Origin of the sequence: Photorhabdus caribbeanensis (assembly GCF_018448885.1) — a bacterium.
In the GTDB taxonomy this organism is placed as follows: domain Bacteria; phylum Pseudomonadota; class Gammaproteobacteria; order Enterobacterales; family Enterobacteriaceae; genus Photorhabdus; species Photorhabdus caribbeanensis.
This window is the reverse complement of the sequence record NZ_RCWB01000020.1, coordinates 1-20,134: the sequence shown is the minus strand read 5'-3', so window position 1 is coordinate 20,134 and position 20,134 is coordinate 1. Positions and strand designations below refer to the sequence as shown.

Below are 20,134 nucleotides of genomic sequence, written 5' to 3'. Positions count from 1 at the left end.
CATTTTCGCATGGTTATACCCTATGGATTTCAAGTTGCATCGCGACGGCAAGGGAGTGAATCCCCGGGAGCATAGCGAACTCTGTTACCGGGGTGAGCGAGTGCAGCCAACAAAGAGGCAGCTTGAAAGATAACGGGTATAGTGTGATTTGACGCAGGAGAAAATTTATGAAACGTACATTCATCATGGTATTGGATTCTTTTGGCATTGGAGCCAGTGAAGATGCCGAAAAATTTGGTGATAAAGGATCTAACACCTTGGGGCACATCGCGGAAGCGTGCGCCCGTGGTGATGCTGATGTCGGTCGCAAAGGGCCTCTGTATTTACCGAACTTAAGCCGTTTAGGTTTGGGGAAAGCGACTGAGGAGTCCTGTGGAACTTTCCCTGTAGGCTTGGATAAAGACGCGGATATTATTGGCGCTTACGCTTACGCCAGTGAACTCTCTTCCGGTAAAGATACACCGTCAGGTCACTGGGAAATTGCCGGTGTCCCGGTGCTGTTTGACTGGGGTTACTTTAAAGATGAAGAAAACAGCTTTCCGCAGGCATTGTTGGATAAACTGGTAGAACGCGCGAATCTGCCAGGTTATCTCGGTAACTGCCACTCTTCTGGTACGGTTATTCTGGATAAACTGGGTGAAGAGCATATGAAAACGGGTAAACCGATTTTCTATACCTCTGCTGATTCGGTATTCCAGATTGCTTGTCACGAAGAGACTTTCGGTTTGGATCGCCTGTATGAACTGTGCGAAATCGCCCGTGAAGAACTGACTGATGGCGATTACAATATCGGCCGGGTGATTGCGCGCCCATTTGTTGGAGACAAGGCGGGTAACTTCCAGCGTACCGGTAATCGTCACGACTTAGCTGTAGAGCCGCCTGCTCCTACCATGCTGAAAAAATTGGTCGATGAAAAAAATGGCGAAGTCGTTTCTATTGGTAAAATTGCCGACATTTATGCGAATGTCGGCATTACGCAAAAAGTAAAAGCGACCGGCATTGATGCACTGTTTGATGCAACGCTGGTGGAAATGGAAAAAGCGGGTGACAACACCATCGTATTTACTAACTTTGTCGATTTCGACTCTTCTTATGGTCATCGTCGTGATGTTCCGGGTTATGCGGCGGCATTGGAACTGTTTGACCGTCGTCTGCCTGAAATGCTGAAACGGGTGAAAGATGATGACATTTTAATCCTGACTGCCGACCACGGTTGTGATCCAACGTGGGCTGGTACTGATCATACTCGTGAGCACATTCCGGTGCTGATTTATGGACCAAAAGTACAACCTGGTTCATTGGGGCATCGTGAAACTTTTGCTGATATTGGACAGACAGTCGCTAAATATTTCGAACTGTCGCCAATGGAATATGGCAAATCAATGCTCTGAACCTACTGACTGGCTGCTTTCGAGCAGCCATGTATGACTAAAATAACCATTAAATAAAAAAATAAGGAATTTAATTATGGCCACGCCTCATATTAATGCTGAGATGGGTGATTTTGCAGACGTTGTTCTGATGCCTGGCGATCCATTACGTGCGAAATATATTGCTGAAACTTTTCTGGAAAATGTGCGGCAGGTAAACGACGTACGCGGTATGTTGGGGTTTACCGGTACTTATAAAGGCCGCCCAATTTCTGTGATGGGGCATGGTATGGGTATTCCATCCTGCTCTATCTATGCGAAAGAGTTGATCACCGATTTCGGCGCTAAAGTCCTTATCCGTGTCGGTTCTTGTGGTTCAGTACGTCAAGATGTTCAATTGCGTGATGTGATTATTGGCATGGGGGCATGTACTGATTCCAAAGTTAACCGTATACGTTTTAAAGATCACGATTTTGCGGCGATTGCTGATTTCGATCTGGTCCGTAACGCGGTTGATGCGGCTAAAGCAAAAAACATCAATGTGCGTGTAGGTAACATCTTCTCGGTAGAGCTGTTCTATACACCTGATCCACAACTGTTTGATGTAATGGAACAATATGGCATTCTGGGCGTGGAAATGGAAGCCGCGGGTTTTTACGGTGTTGCGGCTGAATATGGCGCCAAAGCACTGACTATCTGTACCGTTTCTGACCACATCCGTACTCATGAAAAACTGACTGCTGAAGAACGCCAGACAACTTTCAATGAAATGATTGAAATCGCCCTGGAATCTGTTCTGTTGGGTGATAAATAATTCTGGCTCTACATTTGCTTTTAATTGCATAAAAAGAACCGCTTATTTAAATGCCAGCCAGTTGAGAAAATTGGCTGGCATTATTCTTTTATTGAGCCGCTTTTTCCAACGCCTGAGCTAAATCAGCGATGAGATCTTCGGCATCCTCAATACCCACAGAAATACGTACTAACTGTGGCGTGATCCCAGAAGCAAGGCGTTTTTCTAATGGAATAGACGCGTGAGTCATACTAAATGGTTGGCCGATCAGACTCTCCACCCCGCCCAGACTTTCTGCCAGGGTAAATAGTTTTAGCTCTTGAATTAACCGGCGGGCATAATCATCATCACCTTTTAAGTGAACCGAAATCATACCACCAAAGCCCTTCATTTGACGTTTCGCCAATTCATGCTGTGGATGGGAAGCGAGGCCGGGATAGAAGACGGTTTCAATCTGAGGCTGTTGTTCCAGCCAGTGTGCGATCTTTGATGCGCTGTCAATATGGCGTTGCATACGCAGCGCGAGTGTCCGTATTCCGCGCAGTACCAGGAAACTACTAAATGGATCGAGCACGCCGCCGACAGAATTTTGCAGGAAACCAAGTTTTTCTGCCAATTCTGCATCTTTTCCGACAACTGCCAGCCCTGCGATCACATCGGAGTGGCCGTTTAAATATTTAGTAGCGGAGTGCACAACGATATCAAATCCCAGATCAAGTGGGCGCTGGAGATACGGCGAGGCGAAAGTATTATCCGCCACACTAATAATACCGTGCCGTTGCGCTATCTGTGCGATAGCCGCCAAATCTGCCAGTTTCAGTAGCGGATTGGTGGGAGTCTCCACCCAAATCATTTTTGTGTCGGGACAAATGGCTGCTTCAAGGCCGGTAATATCGTTGGCTTCCACATAAGTGACACGCAAACCGGCAGTGCGGCTACGTACTCTTTCGAGCAGCCGATAGGTGCCGCCGTACAGATCATCGACTGCCACCACATGGCTATCCTTATCCAAAAGTTCTAGCACCGTAGAACTGGCAGCCAGCCCTGAACTAAAAGCGTAGCCTCGGCCACCGTTTTCCAGTTCGGCTATCGCGCTTTCCAGAGCATCACGAGTCGGATTGCCGCTGCGGGAATATTCATAACCAGTGTGCTGGCCGGGGGCTGATTGGGCGTAAGTCGATGTTGCATAAATTGCCGGCATTATTGCGCCAGTGTGATCCGGTGTATAGCCAGCGTGAACAGTTTTAGTATCAAACTTGGTCATAAAATCATTCCTAAAAAATCAATTAAGTTGCTGACGCCATGCGTTCAGCACATCTGTGCGAGTTATCAGCCCAAGAAAACGGCCATTATCGACGATCAGCGCCACATGTCCGGCGTCGAAAGTTGCCATCAATTGTTGCAAAGAAGCGCTTTTATCCAGCGTTTTCACCTGATGAGTCATAGCGTGGCTAACGGGCAGACTAAAATTGCGTGGATCAGCCTGCACGGAATGCATCAAATCCCACTCATCAATAATGCCGACTACTTGCTCTCCTTTCAGCACCGGTAATTGTGAAATCTCATATAAGCGCATGCGGGTATGAGCGGTTTTCAACGTATCTTCTGGCGATATAAAAACCGTAGCGCCATCCTGATAGCGATAAGTAATATAATCGCTGAGATCGTGCTGTTGCACACGCGATTGGAATCCCTGCTCCAGCATCCAATAATCATTAAACATTTTTGACAGATACTTGTTTCCACTGTCACATGCTAGCGTAACCACACGTTTGGGAGTGGTTTGCGCACGGCAGTAGCGCAGTGCGGCGGCGAGCAAAGTACCGCTGGAAGAGCCTGCCAGCACACCTTCCTTGAGCAACAGATCACGGGCACTGGAAAAAGCTTCTGCATCACTGACACGGTATGCATGGCGCACTCGACTAAAATCGCCCAGAGGAGGAATAAAATCTTCGCCGATGCCTTCTACCTGCCAGCTCCCGGCTTCACCATATTTGCCGCGTTCGATATAGTCCACCAGGATAGAACCATTTGGATCGGCCAGAACAAACTCAGTTTCCGGTGAAACTTGAGCGAAATAGTGACTCAAGCCGCCAAGCGTACCGCCGGACCCGACACCAATCACCACGGCATCGACATTGTGGTCCATTTGCTGCCAGATTTCCGGTCCGGTAGTGGTAGTGTGCGCTGCTGAGTTAGCTGGATTGTTGAACTGATCGATATAAAAAGCACCGGGGATCTCTCGCGCCAGACGCAGGGCATAATCTTGATAATACTCTGGATGACCTTTGCTAACATCAGAACGGGTAAGACGTACATCGGTGCCCAGTGCACGCAGATGAAACACCTTCTCCCGGCTCATCTTATCTGGAACAACCAGAATCAATTTATAGCCTTTCAAGGCGGCGACCAGTGCCAACCCGATGCCGGTATTGCCAGCCGTGGCTTCGATAATCGTACCACCAGGTTGAAGTAATCCCTGTTCTTCCGCCTGCTCGATCATGGAAAGAGCAACGCGATCTTTAATAGAGCCACCGGGATTTTGATTTTCCAGCTTAATAAATAATTGACATTGACCGGTATTCAGATGCGTTAACTCCAGCAACGGGGTATTGCCAATCATATCGAGAACAGAGCGTGATGTGGTCATATCATATCCAGATAATCCGTTGTATTCAGATAGTTATGGAGGATAACTCTGTATATGTATTTGTTTGAAAGAATGAATAGCAACCATATATAGCCAAAAGGAATATATTAGTTTTATTTTAGATGTTAAGAAGTATAGACGTTTAGATTTCCCAATTTATTAAAGAGTGAAATAAATAAAACCATTTAATTTACAGTCGGGAGCTAATCAGAATAAAAACGATGATTTTTATCAGCAATTTATACTTCGATAACTTAGTTATTAATCTAAGAAGTATTCAGGTTTTGAAAATATTCCATAAATAAGATGATAGCTATTTTCATCTTATTTACTTTTAGACTCTGTTATGATTTTAAAATAATATCCTCCTGTTTTCTTCTGTCCTCTGTCTTCTCTCTTCTGTCCTCTGTTTTTATTCTGGAAAATTATATGCATTTTGTGTAGAGTTTGATCGTGCAAAAATAAACCAGAAGAGATTTCATGAATGAGGTGGTCTGAAACCTTAAAAGAAAAACTTTTTGATATTGCGTATGAGAAATTGGAATTATTTAAAAGATTAGATGGTGTCATTGATGAACATGCTGAGATCTTGGAGGATATCAGACAAGATCTTAAACACGATGAGGCGACAGTTATTAGCATCATGTTTGAGCTTGCAAAGATGGGATTCCTATACCAAACAAGTAGAGATAAGGCCCGCAAAGTCGCTTTGCCGATGAAGGACAAAACAGCTTCTAAAGACGATTTTACATTATGCGTATCTTATAAAACGCTAACAAAGAAAGATAAAGAGGCGCTTTTAGAAGCTAATCAACTTTTTGAGTCGGGATGGTTGGTAGATGATGTTGTTACTCATTTTTCTCTGCAATTAAGTCGATCACAAAGAAACATTATACAAGAATTATATCGCCAAAAATTGATTATTCACTTAGATGGAAAATATCAGCCGTGTGGCATAACTCATATGTCAGAAAAATCTATCCTTGCTAATTATTTAGAAGATAAGAGAGCGCCACAGCATCTTAAAGATGACATTAATGTACTGAGATCTCAATTATCTGAGCTCTATAACGTATATCAAAATGATCACCCGACACTGGTATTTTCAAATGACGGAACGGGTTTTGGTAAGAGTTATGGAGTACTTAGCCGTTACATTGAATCGGTTGCTGTTAATGTGAAAAGCAGTGATTTTACTAATTTTTTATTTGTTACTCCCCAGAAATCACAGATTGATTTTGACAAAAAGTTGATTAAAAAGGCGAAGAAAAAAGGCATTGAATTTCTTGGTCTTTACAGCCAAGAAGATCTGAGAGACTTGAACTTTGTAAACTGGGTTGAAGATTGCAACGGGGAAATTATTGAGAATAAAAAACGTTATTTAACATGGGAAAAAAGAGCGAAAAACTCACCGCTAGCATCGAAAGCCAATAATTTAGCTATTATTGTTAAAACGATAGAGAATATTGAAAAGCAAATTCTAATACAAAAACAGCAAGGTGATGACGCTGATCTTATTCAGGATCATGAAGATCAGCTTAAAAAGTGTAAATCTAATTTAACGAGGGTGCTTGATGAGTTATCTGAGGCTGCTTTAAACCGACAAGAGTCGGCCATTAATCTACCTGCTATTATGGGAGCAGAGAATAAGATTGAACTGTTGCGTAAAGAAATTATCTTTCATTGTATACCAATGGCGGCAGCGATGGTTTCGCCTTGTATTCTGCTGGCGACGACTAGCAAATTTGACAGGCCGATTAAAATGCCACGGATAAATAAGCTAGGTAAATATATTGTAAAATCGATACCTTTTGATTACTTAATTGGTGGGAAAAAGAAACTGACGGACAATACATTAAGTGCTTTTTTAGAATCTCCTGTTGCAGAACAGATTGAATATTTAAAGACAGAGTTTTTTAAGATCGACGACGAAAACTATTTTAGAAAACACAATATCAGTTTTACATTAGTGATTGATGAAGAACATGAGGCTTACCGAATTTTCTCAAATTCGCGTAGTGTGAATTTAATTGATGATAAAGTACAACTTGTTCATGTTTTTGCGGTAACTTACCGTCTATTACAACAAGTGAAAGATATTGATGTTGCTAAGATGTCATATTTACCTTTTCTCTCTGAGAAAAATGAATTTATTAATGATATCAAGGCATATTTGGAAAAGAATTGCGAGCTATCTTTAGAAGGCACTATTGAACAAAACTTGGAGTCTTTACTTAAACTTTTTTCTGGTAATATCGATTTTGTTCAAATTAAGGGTGATGATATTGAACAAGTCATTAATATTACCAGAAATGTATTTAGTTTTTCTCCTAAACGTTTTTTTAATGAAGAATCACTAAAGAAAGTGAAAATTGAATTTGTGCATAGAGGAAGTGGTTGTCAACTATATTATTCTACGGATAATCGAGATAAAAATCCTTCTCTTCACGATACTTATCAACTTGCGATGGTAGTACTGGCTGCTGCTGCGAAGATTTCCAATCGTTCACAATTTGCGAAATCACTTAAACAGGCGGGGGATAGTAGTCAAAACTTTTTGATGTATAAATTTATACAGAAAGCAGGAAAAATCAGGAATGAACTGAAACAAATGTTCGAACATCCTGCGTCGGAAGAAATGTTGATTTCTCACTTTTATACATATTTTCAGTCTAAAACCGTATTTACCATAGAGCGGATGAAAGAATTAGAGTTTCAAGACGAGACATTAAGTAATCTCACGTATATAAATTTTACTCTTGATCTTATTAAAGAGCAGCCCGAAGTGGCTTTGCTCCGTAGCCTCTATAACACAAGAAATAGCGTAATTTGTCTCAGTGCGACGACAGGTTTTGCTGAAACTTATTCAGGGCAATATAATCGTAATTTCTTACGACGATTTTGCGCGGGTAAACCAAATAACTTAGCTATTCAAATCATTGAGCGAAGTGGTACTGATATTGCGTTATTGGCTTCTCTGCGGGATAAACGAGCGGAACTGAGAACTATCGACTTTGGTGTATTTAATTCAGATCTTCCTTTATTTGATTTTTGCAAGGATTTTGATGAGAGTTTTAAAATAAAATTTAATTTTCTTAGGGACGAACTTTATGGTTTGGATAAAAATTTTAAAAAGAGTTTAAATAGCTATCAAAAAATAGAATTTGAACGTCAGCTTTGTTCTATGCTCCTTGCTGCTTATCAAGGCAAGCATACGATGAGTTTGGCATTGAGTAACCGCTTTCAGCGCAAACTGAAAAAATATTTTTCCAGAACAGAAGTAAAAATTAAGAATATCAAAAAAGTGCATAGTTCATGGAAAATATTTGAGTATTTACCTTTTGCAAATAAACCTAAGATCCGTGTAATTTTATTTGATGCGGAATTACGTAAAGCGTGTAATATTAGAGACTTCATCCATATAAAGGATAAAAATACGAAAATTGTATTACTCTCATCTTATAAAAGTGCTGGTACAGGGTTAAATTATTTTCTTACTTATCCAGAAGAAGGTGGGGATTTATTTGAGGAGGATTTTGAGCGTTTAGTATTAACGAGTGCGCCATTCTGGAGTGCAATCATTAAGGATGAAAAAACAAATGATAGAACACTTCACTCGTTGCAAAACTATTTACTGTTAATGAAACAATGTTCTGATTCAGATGAGGAAAAATTTCTAAAGGATTTTGATATCAATTTATCAAGTGGTGAAGATTACCAGTTCTTAATGCGTGAACATAGGATCTCTAAACTAAAAGATTTAATGCAAGCTATTGGTCGTGTTGAGCGTAAAGATACGAAGATAAATACAGAGATATTTATTCCGGATAGTGCTGTAGAGGATGGAATAGTTCTGTTTAATCAATTTACTCGCATTAAGAAAAATCGACCTATATTAGAGAGCATGTCTTTATTGAATTATCAATTTATGCTGTTATGCGAAAAAGAAAGATCTATCTGTAGTTTTAAATCAGGTGAAGAAAGAGAATTATTTGAGGAGAAAATAGCTCAAAATTCGATATTACTTGAGGAATTTTTTGAAGATTTTGTGCCACAGATATTGTCATATGCAAGGGAAGGCAATATTGATGCAATTACGTTTAACGAACAACTGAGATCTATTGAAAGCATTACGTCTCCGTCAAACTACGTAGAAAAATTAAAGTCAAATCCTCATGTTCAAAAATACCAAACAATGATGGATGCAGTTGATGTGCTATATATTGATATCTCTACGACTCCACAGTTGAAGTTAAGTATTAAAAATCTTGAAGATGGGATAGTGACGTTAACGGATATTGAACATGGCTATTCAATATATCATCCTAAGGAATGGATATTTTCAGGTATTGGTAATCGAGTTGATGGTAGAAAAGATGAACATGTCACACATCTTTTAAAAGAAATTGTAATTCTAAGCAGGAATGTGTTTAAAGATTGCATTCCACATCCTTTTTTTATTCCATTGCTCAAAGGGAATATGGGTGAATATTTATTTACCCTACTTTTAGCTAGACTACATAATTGTCAGTCAATAGATCCTAAATTATTGAGTGAAAAAATAGGAAAAAAAGCTTATGAATTGTTTGATTTTTATATTGAGGTGGATAAGCATTTAATTTGTGTTGATACAAAGAATTGGTCATCTACTTTAGATAAAAGATATCAATCGTTAAAAACGCATAATAATGCTCAAAGAAAAGCTGAAACTATTTTAAGTTATATTGATAATAAATATGAATCAGTTAAGTTCGTATATTTAAATACTCGCATGGAAAATAATCCATTAAATCTTGAGCAAGAAATATCGCCAGATAGTAAAATTTATTATCTTAATTTATTTAAAGAATACTTTGGGTATGAAAATAAAAAGCAAGATTATGACCAAGATTTTCGTATAGGTTCAGGAAGTAAGTTAGTTAAAGAAATTCGTATTAATAAACAAATTTTAAATTTATTACAAGGTGGTTGATAATGATGAAATTGGTTAATCTTGTTGATGATTGTTCTGGCGTTTCTCCTGTAGCTAAAACTAATATTTTAGACATTGACGGGAGTATTTCTGGGAATATAGAGAAGCTATTTGAAGTAGATGATGGTAGTGGATTATATATTACTCACGGTCAGAAGAGTTTTATTAAAGAAGAAGGAGAAAGAGACAAAGACTTCTATGCTAAAGTAGATAAGGAAATACAAAAAATCATAAGGAAAAAATTAAATTTAAATTCATCAGAAAAAGTGTTTTACGATAGTTTTTGGAGTAGTAAAGTAGTTCACTTTTTTTATCTTTCCGACCAAGAATATGACATAAAAGGGTTTATTGATAAATTTGAAGAAAATAGCAAATTTTTATGCAATGTTTTTTCTGCGATTGTGGGATTGCATATTAAAAGAATTTTTCTAAAAGAGCTTGAAGAGAATTATGAAATAGAACCTAAATTTTATAATTCACGAATTTATTTATCAGCAGAAAAACGTGGTAATATAATTGATACTTTTTATCCGTGTTTTCATTGCATTTATCAAAAAGAGTTAGTTGTAAATTTACATAGAAAGGCTTTTAGAATTGAAAAAAAAGTGGATTCATACAATGTGGATTCATATAATACAGAAGAAATTCAATTATTATTTAGAACTAAAGAGAATAATTTTCAGGTAACAGATAATATCAATACCAATGAACACTCTAAGAAAAAATTCATGCGATTTATGAAAGGATATCGAAATAGTAAAAATTATGTTCAAAACTTGATTATACAAAAAATAAAAGAACTATTAAATCATGCTGAGATCTCTTTTAGTGAAAGATACTTTAAAGCTGATTATGTCCTTCATGATTTTATCACGGTTAATAAAAATTTATTACATCCTCTGGTATTAATAGATGCCAGAATTCCAAAGCATTCTGCTGATAGTAAATCTAAAATGTTTTTGGAAAAAGAGATTAAGGAAGTATTTGAACTAAAAGAATTAACTTATTCCTCTGCTAAAGATTTTAATACATTGGATAAAAATAAAAACTATTTGGTTCTCAATTCATTGGATGATGGCGCTAAAACCAGTATATTGGTCAAAGGTGAAATTAAAAACACGACATGGGATGCATTTAAGCATATTGGAGAAAAAGGAATAGAAGATGCTGAATTGGATTACTATTCGAAATTAAAACACTATAGGTTTGAAGCGCAAGGTGAAACAGTTATTCAGGGTATAGATTTAGATAATAATATTGTGGAAAACGATAAGGAGACCGGACTGGAAAAACTAAGCAATAAAATACGTACAAAAATCCAAAAGATCAAGAGTGAACTTTGGCTAAAAGAGAGAGTTTTCAAGGAGAAAAAAATTGAAAATATTGACCTTCCAGATTTAAAGATAACTCTTGTGTATATTAGGATTACAGAAGAATATAAGAAAAATAAGGAAATACTGGCTTCAATAGTTGGTATTAATATTCATAATAAAACGCTTTTCATCAATGAACATTCACTTGTAAAGAGTAAGACGGCCCTTGAGGAAAAATGCGAATTTATGAAGAAAATATCAAGTCTTTATAATGATTCTTTTTATTTATTTGATAATGTTGAAGAAGTTTTTCTTAGCCGATATCACTCGGATAGAATTCCCAGGATCATCGGTAATCAGAAAATAGATAATATTGAGTATGCTTTGGAAGATGAAAATTTAGTAAATAGGGTATGTAATCCGATTGAAACAGTTTTGCCCTATTACTTAGCGCCTAAACAGAATAGTCAGTATGAACATATTTATCTTCAACCGAGGGGAGATGACTTATTGTATTTTGTATCACCATGTAATTCACCTAATCAAACGATTGCGAAAGAGAACTTAATTTACAATATTCTGACTATGGATAAAGAGGGCAAACAGATAAATGCTATGGAACAAAATATCACATCTATTTTCCTACGTTCTTTTACCAACGATATATTGAGGTTAAGGGAAGTCAGTAAAAGTTCTTTATTTGAGAAAATAGCTAAGATATACATTGAAAACTAAGTGGAAATTAAAAGATTTTCTCCGAAAAAGCGGAAGGATTACACCGGCGGCACCGAGGCTATGCTAAAAGTCACGGTGCTATCTTTCCCTTCGAAAGGCTACTCCCGCCGACATAAAGTGGGAGAGGGATTTCGGCGGGACGTTAGCCCTGTAGAGTGTTTCACAACGTCACTGGATCAGGGCTGAAATGCGCCGCCAGCTTGAATACACGGGGTGGTCAGGTGATAGCTGTCCCACCAGCGTATACCAGCCAGAAATGCGTTGGTTGTGGTCATACAGCAAAAGAAAACCGCTAACCGCGGCAAGGCCCGATTACGTCTGACGGCCGTCCATTAGCGGGTAGCCTCGCCGTTTTTTACGGCGGGGAGCAGTCACTATCCAGTATGGTCATTCAAAACTTATCGGCTTGTCAGGTGCTTTATCACGCATCTGTTCAATGGCTGTGAGCTCCTTATCGGTCAATTTCGTGTGGTGGCCAATCTCAGCGAGCACCGATCCTAACTTGATCCGGCTTTCGACTTTTACGATTCTTCCAGAATGGAACTCGCTTCGGTTTCAGCGTTGCGGCCGTGATGTTTGGCATTATTCATTAAATTCGTGTGTACTATTAGTCAAATGTTTATCAGCAGCTTTTAATTTATCATTAGGACTTGGAGGATTATTCAATAGATCGAGGATTAACTTCTTATCTTCTGGTAATAAGATGATTTTAGAATTTTCTTTAATCACTTTCTTAGCCTCTTTACTTACTGTTTGTATTAATGAAAAGTCATATTCGATATTAAAAAAAGATGCTGTGGTTTTTACCACATCTTTAAATTTTTATATACACTTGGATTCACATAATAAATGCCACTTTTTAGCAGAGCAGTTAATGACATTTAATCGAAGCCCATTAACCATTAACGGAAAGTTAAAAAGAAATCAGCACGACAGGGAAAGTTTTTTAATGAACTGAAAGTTAGATGTTTTCTCATTGTCATAAGCTATAAAAATAACGGTTAAAACTTTATGCCGATTAAAACCGGAGATTAAAAAATGACTTTTAATAGTAGTTTAAAACCTGCCCATCATAAATCTTTTAGTGAAAAATAAGAAGAAATGGGTTTTGTTAATATTCATATTCCTGGAAAAAAGGTAGATAAACATATGAATAATTTAATCAAACAATCTGTTTTTCCAAAGGAACCGACTTTAATAACGTTTTTAAATGGTATAAACTTTGCCATAAACCAGTTAAATAATCGGTAATAAAAAAGTTCAAGTGAATGATTTAGCAGAATACAAGTTTAGTTAATTGCGGTGTTATTGTTTTTCATTTGTTATGTAAAGCTGTAAAATACGCTGGATTAAACGGCTTTATATTGTTTTAATCAGTCTAGACTACGATTTGATTTAAACTATGCTGCTTTTTATGTCTTTAATGTGATCTAGGATTAAAATCAATTAACGCACATCATATTCAAAGATATTAAAACAATAAACTAAGGTAATAAATTCATAAAACTATTTTTAGATTAAAAAGAGTGATTTTTTATTATTTTTTATGTGGTGAGACATATTTAATCGCTAAAAAAATCAATGTTTCATTCCGACTATGGAAGAAAATAATTTTCTAATTAAATAAAACCATTTTGCCATTATTTCTATAATAAATTACTCTACATAATATATATTTATCAGCGTGTCATTGGATTATAAATTCATATATATCAGCAAGTTAATTTTCTTCAACAAAACAACACGAAAGATAAAAGATATGAATTATACTTATAATTGTCATTAAGACACCAAAAAAAGTTCAATCATACTTAGTGGAGAGGACCTATGTTACTTGAAGAAATAATTAGAAAATCTGTCGCGACAAAGGGAATGATCGGCTTAGATAACATAGATAATAACAATGTGGACATATCAGGAAAATGGGCTAACGAACTTGGTTCTACAATAGAAATTATACAGCCAAATAAAAGCGTATTTTTTACAGGTAAATATATTAGCGCTGTAAGCGCCGGAGGAGGTTCAACGACAGGAAGTATCACAGGGAACATATGTGGAAACCTCATTGTCTTTCTTGTGAATTGGGATGAATATGCTGCGATAACTTCATGGGTAGGTCAAATTGATATAAATTCACCTTTCATTGTAACAACGCAGCCAACAACGGCCAAAAATAGTTTTCCAGAAAAAATTACTACCTTATGGATGATGACCAGTAGACCTGATGATATTAAAGACCAATGGGCATCAATAAACTCAGGAACGGATACATTCCATAGAATAAACAAATAAAACTTAATCTCCCCGCCGCCGTGCGTTGAGGAATACTCAGAAAAAATGGGGCAGGCATGACGTGATGTAATCTACTGATAGCGCCAATAATTTCAGCGAAATCACTGCCATGCCTGTTCGTCAAGCCACAGCCATGTTGACCAGAGGGGCATCACTGACATTGGCTAGGAGCGGGCGATTTTTGCCGGGGCGGACTCAGGTTAAAAACAAAATAAAACGTGTAGATCGTCTGTTGGGGAATGCGTCACTTCATAATGATATTCCCCTGATTTTTAACCATATTATCTCGGTGTTAACCTGACAACTCTCCTTGGGCGTGATTGCCGTTGCTGGGGTGGATATCCCTTCTGTACAGTCACGCGGTCGCCACTGAGCGTGGTGCTCTGTGCGCGGCGTTCATGCACTTCGTCGTGGGTTTCGACGGAGGATTTGGAGAGTAAGCCTTTACTGGGCTGTTTGCTTTGTTCTACCACGTTTGATAAAGCGGTACCCATTTAAATGTGAGCGAATGCTTCCCGTACTTCTTCATACAGAACTTTCCCCTACTTGTTGGGTGTCCAACTTTCGGGGGGCGGTTCACATAGTCGGGATTAATCTTATTTCAGCATTAGAGAAAGCTTACTTATGAAGTTGTTTTTATTGAATTCAATATGTAATACGTAATTATTTCTTACATATTTTATCCATCGATTAATGTATCCCAACAGCATATCTGGTTTACCTCCTCCGCTTGAAGTTGGTGTTCCCATGATTTCAATAAATTCGGACTCTTTTCCCTTTAGTTCTATACCTTCTGGTAGCTCGCCGATATAACCAGTAAAGCCTTCACTAGGTTCTATAAAGAAAGTAATTTGATCTATAATATTATTCTCTAGCAAAAGTAAAATTCCTGAACTATAAAAAGAATAATAAATCCTTTCTCCTAAAATATCAGGGGAAACATCAGGCATCTCATTAATTTCTTGAGCTAATAAATCAAAACGACGATCAAGCTTCGAGCACCCAAGCAAAGCTATAATTTCTTGTAATTTCAACATTATTTCATTACTCCTTTACTTCGATTACGTTCTACGATCTGTCGTACCGCATCATCAACTAATTTAGGGTCATAACCACGTTCTATCATATTACGTCTCAAAGCTTCGGTATCACGGCATACAGCACCACAAAGATCCTGTGCGTCTTTCTGGACTTGAGCTGGAGTATTTTTACCTCCATAAGTCGGGCTGGCTTTATGTGCATCCCGTGGAATTTCAACGGCTGTTGCATTTTGATATAAAGTTTTTTCCTCTGCGGGGGTTAGCTTTCTTCCCAACTCATTTTCTTTTGCTTTTCTAAGTGCTGCAAATGACGGAATATGATCATGCTCTAGTCCATCCCCCACGACTGCACGAGATTTCAATTCCTTATAGGAGCCAACGTCGAGCGCCTTAACAGCCTGGATTTCATCACTGGCTTTGTTAATTAACTTAGAGGCTTCGGTAACATCCCCTTTTACTAAGGCTTTTTCTGCCGCTTTAATGGCTTTGCCTGCGGCATCACCTGCAACAGGCACTAGACCGACAACTGCCGCTAGATAGTCTATCGCACTCTGAGCTTCTGCAAAACTCTTGATATCACCAGCAATCGGAACGAAGTCAATTCCGAAAGATGTCGCTCCTTTAAAGAGTTCTGCCCGGTAGGCATCTATTTTGGCCGAACAAGCATCAGAGCTAAGCCCTGCACAGTGCTGTACCTTAAGTTCTACCTCCGCCGCTTCAATTTGTTTTAACGCTTTTTGGTATTTATCAGCCTGTGATTCGCCAGATAGCTGACGTTCGACAATATCACTTAGTGCATTATTCTCAACCGCATTCTTCCCGGCCTGGGCCCCGGTGATGGCGCTGCCGGTAGAGTCACCGGCAATGCCGCCTGCCAGTCCTGCCGCCAGGGTAGAAAGAGTGCTGATGGTCTGTTTTTCCTCTTCACTTAAGTCGCTGACTTTAACATTCTCACCATGAATATGCTTCATCAGTTCTCGTGCGGCCAGTTCACCGCCCGCTGCTCCTGCCGCACCCGCCAGCGCATTGTTACCACTGACTTCGGCGGCCACTGCCCCCAGAATGGCATGGGCCAGGGTATTGGTGACGACATCGACTTGATGAGTTTTTGGGTCGGTAGTCAGGTCTTTAATCACCCCGGCCAGGTAAGGGGAAGCGCCGCCCGCCAGTGCCTGACCAATATTTCCGCCCGCGAGTCCCTGAATAGCTGCGGTAGCCGCCTGTAAAGCGGTGTGGTATTTCCCTCCGGTGCCAAGACCGGACTCATTCAATGCCTGGTTATAGGCGGTTTTGTAAATCTGGTCTTTAATTTGCTCAGGCGTAATGTTAGTTTTGCCTGCGTTTTCCAGTTTCTTTCGGGCCGCTTCTCTATCCGGGTCACTGATGTTCTCTAGTTTAGCGTGGGCCGCTTTGGTGGCGATAATTGCTCCTTCGGTGCTGGCGATATCAATCACCTGCGCACTGATTTCGCCAATCAGTTGGGCCTGTTTCAGCCGTTGCTGCTCTTTCTCTTTGTCAAAGATAGGACTGAGAGCGTTATTGGCGTGGTCGGTATCCCGGCTCAGGGTGGTGATCTGTTGCTGGTTGTCTTTATCCCGGATAATCAGGGTGCCGTCGCTGACCGCGGCGTGAGTGGTGCTTTGGTCATGGCCTTCCCGGTTAACGCCGCCCAGGGTATTGGCCGCCAGATTACTGAGGAACATGCCGCCTGCTGAGCCACCTGTGCTGATACTCACGCTGTGGTGTTCGGTTTTAAAATCCGCTTTGTTTTTGATATCGCCAAAGCCGAGAGTGCCGGTATCGAGGGTGTTTTTGTCTTTGTCTGCGGTACTGGCAATGACTGCGCCGTCAAGCTGGGTGTGTTCACCCACTTTCACTTGATAGCCGCCTTTACCGGCAAACAGCCCGGTCTGTTCCTGTACGGAGTCGAAGTTGCTGTGGATTTTGTCGCGGCTGGCGCTCAGGTTCAATGAACCGCTAGGTTGTGGACCGAGAGTAATACTGACACCGGCACTGGCGTTCTGCTGCTTCATATCGTAGCGATTGCTGTCCTGCTCGCTGCTGAGCGTCAGGTGTCGTTTGACGTCGGCGGTAATCTGTTCGCCGCTGACCTGAGCGCCTTTGAGCGAGGCATCCCGGCCGGCGTTGAGGGTGACGGTTTGTCCCGCATCCAGCGTAGTTTCATTATGGCTGACGCCGTTGCCGCTTTCACGGCCTTTGCCGCGGTTAACACTGGCGGAGAGATTGATACCCGTGCCCCCCGGTCCGGCAGTCAAACCGACTCCTAGTGAGCTGCCGCGACAGCTGTTTTTGCCGGTGGTCTGTTCGGTGTTCTGGCTGGATGAGAGCTGGATATCCCGGCTGGCATTGAGTTGCAGGTCTTTGCCCGCCTGCAACTGGCCGCCCTGAATGCGGATATCGCCGTTCTGGTCTGGTGTGCCGGAAGCGGTGAGGGTGAGATTATCCCCAGTCATCAGGCTGCTGCCCTGTTGAGTAGTCTGGTGCTGTTTCAGCTCTGACCGGGAGGACTGGCTGCCGTAGGAGAGGTTGACGCCCACCAGATTGTTGTTGGCTTTGTCGCTACCGCCTTTAGCGTCGGCCAGACGGGCTGCCTGGACAGCCTGTACTCCGCTAAGAGCGGCTTTGGTTTCATGTAATGATTTGAATTAATTTAACATTATTCTGCCGGATTAATGCGGGTGGAAAAAATAGCCCCGGTTTTGCAATAACCGGGGTTGGTTACTTAATTTAGAAGTTCTTTTGATACATTGCCAGTATCAAAAAATTCTTTGAATACTTTGACAACAAAATCGAAATCTTTTGTGAGTTGGCGAGCTGGCCAATAATCACCTAAGATATTAATTTTTTGATCTAGTCCTTCTGGGTCCCAATAAGAACGAACATTATATTCATCTTCCACTATTTCACCTAATGTGAGCAAATAGTCTCCTTCTTCAGTTCTTACCTGTAACTCAGTTTCATTATTGATGACACTTAATACTAATACTCCTGATTTATCTTTTAAATTTAATAGAATCTTCTCGATATCCAGCCAAATAGGAAATTTTGTTTTTCCCCCTCTCCCATTTAAGATCCACTTGATAGAAAAATTCATTTTAATTTTTCTCCTTTATCGATTTCATTCCAGGAACCCAGTATAGTGTGCTGCCTGATTTTTCTTCATATATTGTGAGTGATTTTAGCCCAGCTTTATCAGCCATTGCTGCAATATCTCCCTTACAGTAACCACAGATATAATCTCTCGTTACTTTCAGCTCCATATCTCGGCCCATAGTTAAGCCATTCTCATAAGCTTGCTGTATAGCTCCAACCTCGGCATGTGCTGTTGCCATATTTCTATTAGGGAGATCTTTATTAGGCCGTTTTTCTATTTTGGCTTGTATCCGACCATTGATCAGTGTAAGCCGACTTTGATCACCAAGATAGTAATCTGGCCGATTTCCCTGATTAGTGTCAGTAAATTTTTTCCCGGTTTCTTTATCAGTTAACTCTGCTGTGACCTTAGGAATGGAGGTATGAGTTTTTTTATCTAAAACTCTACTGCTTTCCTGAATTGTGAGTTTATCTGGTGAGACGATTCCTTCTGTCGGCTTGGTTATGGTTTTATTACCGGCAATACCTCCAAATATAGCCAGTGAACCCAGACTCATATTTGCTACGCCACTACCATATTTGCCGTCAATAACCTGCCCAATACCCGTACCTGCCTGATATGAACCTCCGGTAACAATGCTTCCCCGAATAAGTGTTCCTGGTGTGCCGGGTAATATCGTTAATGCATCTGTTCCGAGAGCAGCTTGTCCTGAATGTACGCTGTATGTTTTCAGATAGCTTAATGCTTCATTATAGGCTTTCGCATCTGCGGCAGCTGCAACAAATGCTCCCCCGTTAACTAAATTCTGAATTGCCGCCGCAGCTTCTTTTCCTGAGAAACCATATTCTGTCTGCAATTCATAGCCATATTGATTGAGCAAAACAGACAGCTCCTGTTTTCCTTTCTCATCTAATGTACCTTTGCGATATTTGTCTAACATCACATTACTGGCTTTGTCTTCATTGGTGAGTCTGACGATATTTTGTGAAGCTTCCAGGAGGTTTTTACCTGCCTTTTGGTCGTCAAGGGCTTTGATCAACGCATCATTCTTTTTGACAGTCAGGAAATTATTCTCCACCGCATTCTTCCCTGCCTGGGCCCCGGTGACGGCGCTGCCGGTGGAGTCACCGGCAATGCCGCCTGCCAGTCCTGCCGCCAGAGTGGAAAGGGTGCTGATGGTCTGTTTTTCCTCTTCACTTAAGTCGCTGACTTTAACATTCTCACCATGAATATGCTTCATCAGTTCTCGTGCGGCCAGTTCACCGCCCGCCGCTCCTGCTGCCCCCGCCAGCGCATTGTTACCACTGACTTCGGCGGCCACTGCCCCCAGAATGGCATGGGCCAGGGTATTGGTGACGACATCGACTTGATGAGTTTTTGGGTCGGTAGTCAGGTCTTTAATCACCCCGGCCAGGTAAGGGGAAGCGCCGCCTGCCAGCGCCTGACCAATATTCCCCCCTGCTAATCCCTGAATAGCTGCGGTAGCCGCCTGTAAAGCGGTGTGGTATTTCCCTCCGGTGCCAAGACCGGACTCATTCAATGCCTGGTTATAGGCGGTTTTGTAAATCTGGTCTTTAATTTGCTCAGGCGTAATGTTAGTTTTGCCTGCGTTTTCCAGTTTCTTTCGGGCCGCTTCTCTATCCGGGTCACTGATGTTCTCTAGTTTAGCGTGGGCTGCTTTGGTGGCGATAATTGCCCCTTCGGTACTGGCGATATCAATCACCTGTGCACTGATTTCGCCAATCAGTTGGGCCTGTTTCAGCCGTTGCTGCTCTTTCTCTTTGTCAAAGATAGGACTGAGAGCATTATTGGCGTGGTCGGTATCCCGGCTCAGGGTGGTGACATCCTGTTGCT

The 20,134-nt window shown here is 40.6% G+C and carries 13 protein-coding genes and 3 pseudogenes; 8 read left to right on the top strand and 8 right to left on the bottom strand.

From position 1 onward, the window contains the following. Positions 1–167: 167 nt before the first annotated feature. Both deoB and deoD read left to right on the top strand, forming a co-directional pair. The gene (gene deoB, locus EAE90_RS13930) at positions 168–1,391 is read left to right on the top strand and encodes a phosphopentomutase (RefSeq protein ID WP_214053994.1); all 1,224 of its coding nucleotides are present in this window, start codon (positions 168–170) and stop codon (positions 1,389–1,391) included. A 76-nt stretch (positions 1,392–1,467) separates the two neighbouring features. After that, positions 1,468–2,184, top strand: a complete 717-nt coding sequence (deoD, locus tag EAE90_RS13925; RefSeq protein WP_036811781.1) for a purine-nucleoside phosphorylase — start codon at positions 1,468–1,470, stop codon at positions 2,182–2,184. Between the two features lie 88 nt (positions 2,185–2,272). On the opposite strand, the gene EAE90_RS13920 is transcribed toward deoD, so the two are convergent. Both EAE90_RS13920 and EAE90_RS13915 read right to left on the bottom strand, forming a co-directional pair. Continuing rightward, the gene (locus EAE90_RS13920) at positions 2,273–3,427 is read right to left on the bottom strand and encodes a trans-sulfuration enzyme family protein (RefSeq protein ID WP_214053993.1); all 1,155 of its coding nucleotides are present in this window, start codon (positions 3,425–3,427) and stop codon (positions 2,273–2,275) included. Positions 3,428–3,445: 18 nt separating this feature from the next. Further along, positions 3,446–4,813, bottom strand: coding sequence for a pyridoxal-phosphate dependent enzyme (locus EAE90_RS13915; protein ID WP_214053992.1), 1,368 nt, complete (start codon positions 4,811–4,813; stop codon positions 3,446–3,448). A 484-nt stretch (positions 4,814–5,297) separates the two neighbouring features. On the opposite strand from EAE90_RS13915, the gene EAE90_RS13910 reads away from it, so the two are divergent. The 4 genes and pseudogenes from EAE90_RS13910 to EAE90_RS24710 form a co-directional block, all read left to right on the top strand. Beyond that, positions 5,298–9,785 (top strand): hypothetical protein, encoded by a 4,488-nt coding sequence (locus tag EAE90_RS13910; protein WP_214053991.1) that lies wholly within the window; start codon positions 5,298–5,300, stop codon positions 9,783–9,785. A 2-nt stretch (positions 9,786–9,787) separates the two neighbouring features. After that, positions 9,788–11,833 (top strand): hypothetical protein, encoded by a 2,046-nt coding sequence (locus EAE90_RS13905; RefSeq protein WP_214053990.1) that lies wholly within the window; start codon positions 9,788–9,790, stop codon positions 11,831–11,833. Continuing rightward, positions 11,834–12,019 (top strand): hypothetical protein, encoded by a 186-nt coding sequence (locus tag EAE90_RS13900; RefSeq protein ID WP_214053989.1) that lies wholly within the window; start codon positions 11,834–11,836, stop codon positions 12,017–12,019. It abuts the gene before it with no gap. A gap of 23 nt (positions 12,020–12,042) precedes the next feature. Further along, positions 12,043–12,126 (top strand): annotated as a pseudogene (locus tag EAE90_RS24710) (zinc ribbon domain-containing protein); the annotation flags it as partial. 289 nt (positions 12,127–12,415) lie between these two features. On the opposite strand, the gene EAE90_RS23860 reads toward EAE90_RS24710, so the two are convergent. Continuing rightward, complete coding sequence (locus EAE90_RS23860) at positions 12,416–12,643, bottom strand: type II toxin-antitoxin system TacA family antitoxin (protein WP_214053988.1); 228 nt, start codon at positions 12,641–12,643, stop codon at positions 12,416–12,418. 1,017 nt (positions 12,644–13,660) lie between these two features. On the opposite strand from EAE90_RS23860, the gene EAE90_RS13885 reads away from it, so the two are divergent. Together EAE90_RS13885 and EAE90_RS13880 are read left to right on the top strand one after the other, a co-directional pair. Beyond that, the gene (locus EAE90_RS13885) at positions 13,661–14,125 is read left to right on the top strand and encodes an avidin/streptavidin family protein (RefSeq protein ID WP_052105826.1); all 465 of its coding nucleotides are present in this window, start codon (positions 13,661–13,663) and stop codon (positions 14,123–14,125) included. 142 nt (positions 14,126–14,267) lie between these two features. Then, positions 14,268–14,423, top strand: a pseudogene (locus EAE90_RS13880) (IS4 family transposase); the annotation flags it as partial. Here the strand turns inward: EAE90_RS13880 and EAE90_RS13875 are convergent. The 5 genes and pseudogenes from EAE90_RS13875 to EAE90_RS24290 form a co-directional block, all read right to left on the bottom strand. Further along, positions 14,407–14,598 carry a hypothetical protein gene (locus EAE90_RS13875; protein WP_214053987.1) on the bottom strand — a complete coding sequence of 64 codons (192 nt, stop codon included), beginning with the start codon at positions 14,596–14,598 and terminating at the stop codon, positions 14,407–14,409. The pseudogene EAE90_RS13880 and the gene EAE90_RS13875 overlap by 17 nt on opposite strands. Positions 14,599–14,721: 123 nt before the next feature. Beyond that, positions 14,722–15,162, bottom strand: a complete 441-nt coding sequence (locus EAE90_RS13870) for a hypothetical protein (protein ID WP_246550738.1) — start codon at positions 15,160–15,162, stop codon at positions 14,722–14,724. 791 nt (positions 15,163–15,953) lie between these two features. Next, a pseudogene (locus EAE90_RS13865) lies at positions 15,954–17,828 on the bottom strand (hemagglutinin repeat-containing protein); the annotation flags it as partial. A gap of 80 nt (positions 17,829–17,908) precedes the next feature. Next, positions 17,909–18,280 carry a DUF6911 family protein gene (locus EAE90_RS13860; protein WP_214053986.1) on the bottom strand — a complete coding sequence of 124 codons (372 nt, stop codon included), beginning with the start codon at positions 18,278–18,280 and terminating at the stop codon, positions 17,909–17,911. 1 nt (position 18,281) lies between these two features. Next, a partial coding sequence (locus EAE90_RS24290; RefSeq protein ID WP_214053985.1) for a cytidine deaminase-like fold-containing protein occupies positions 18,282–20,134 on the bottom strand: 1,853 nt, incomplete at its 5' end.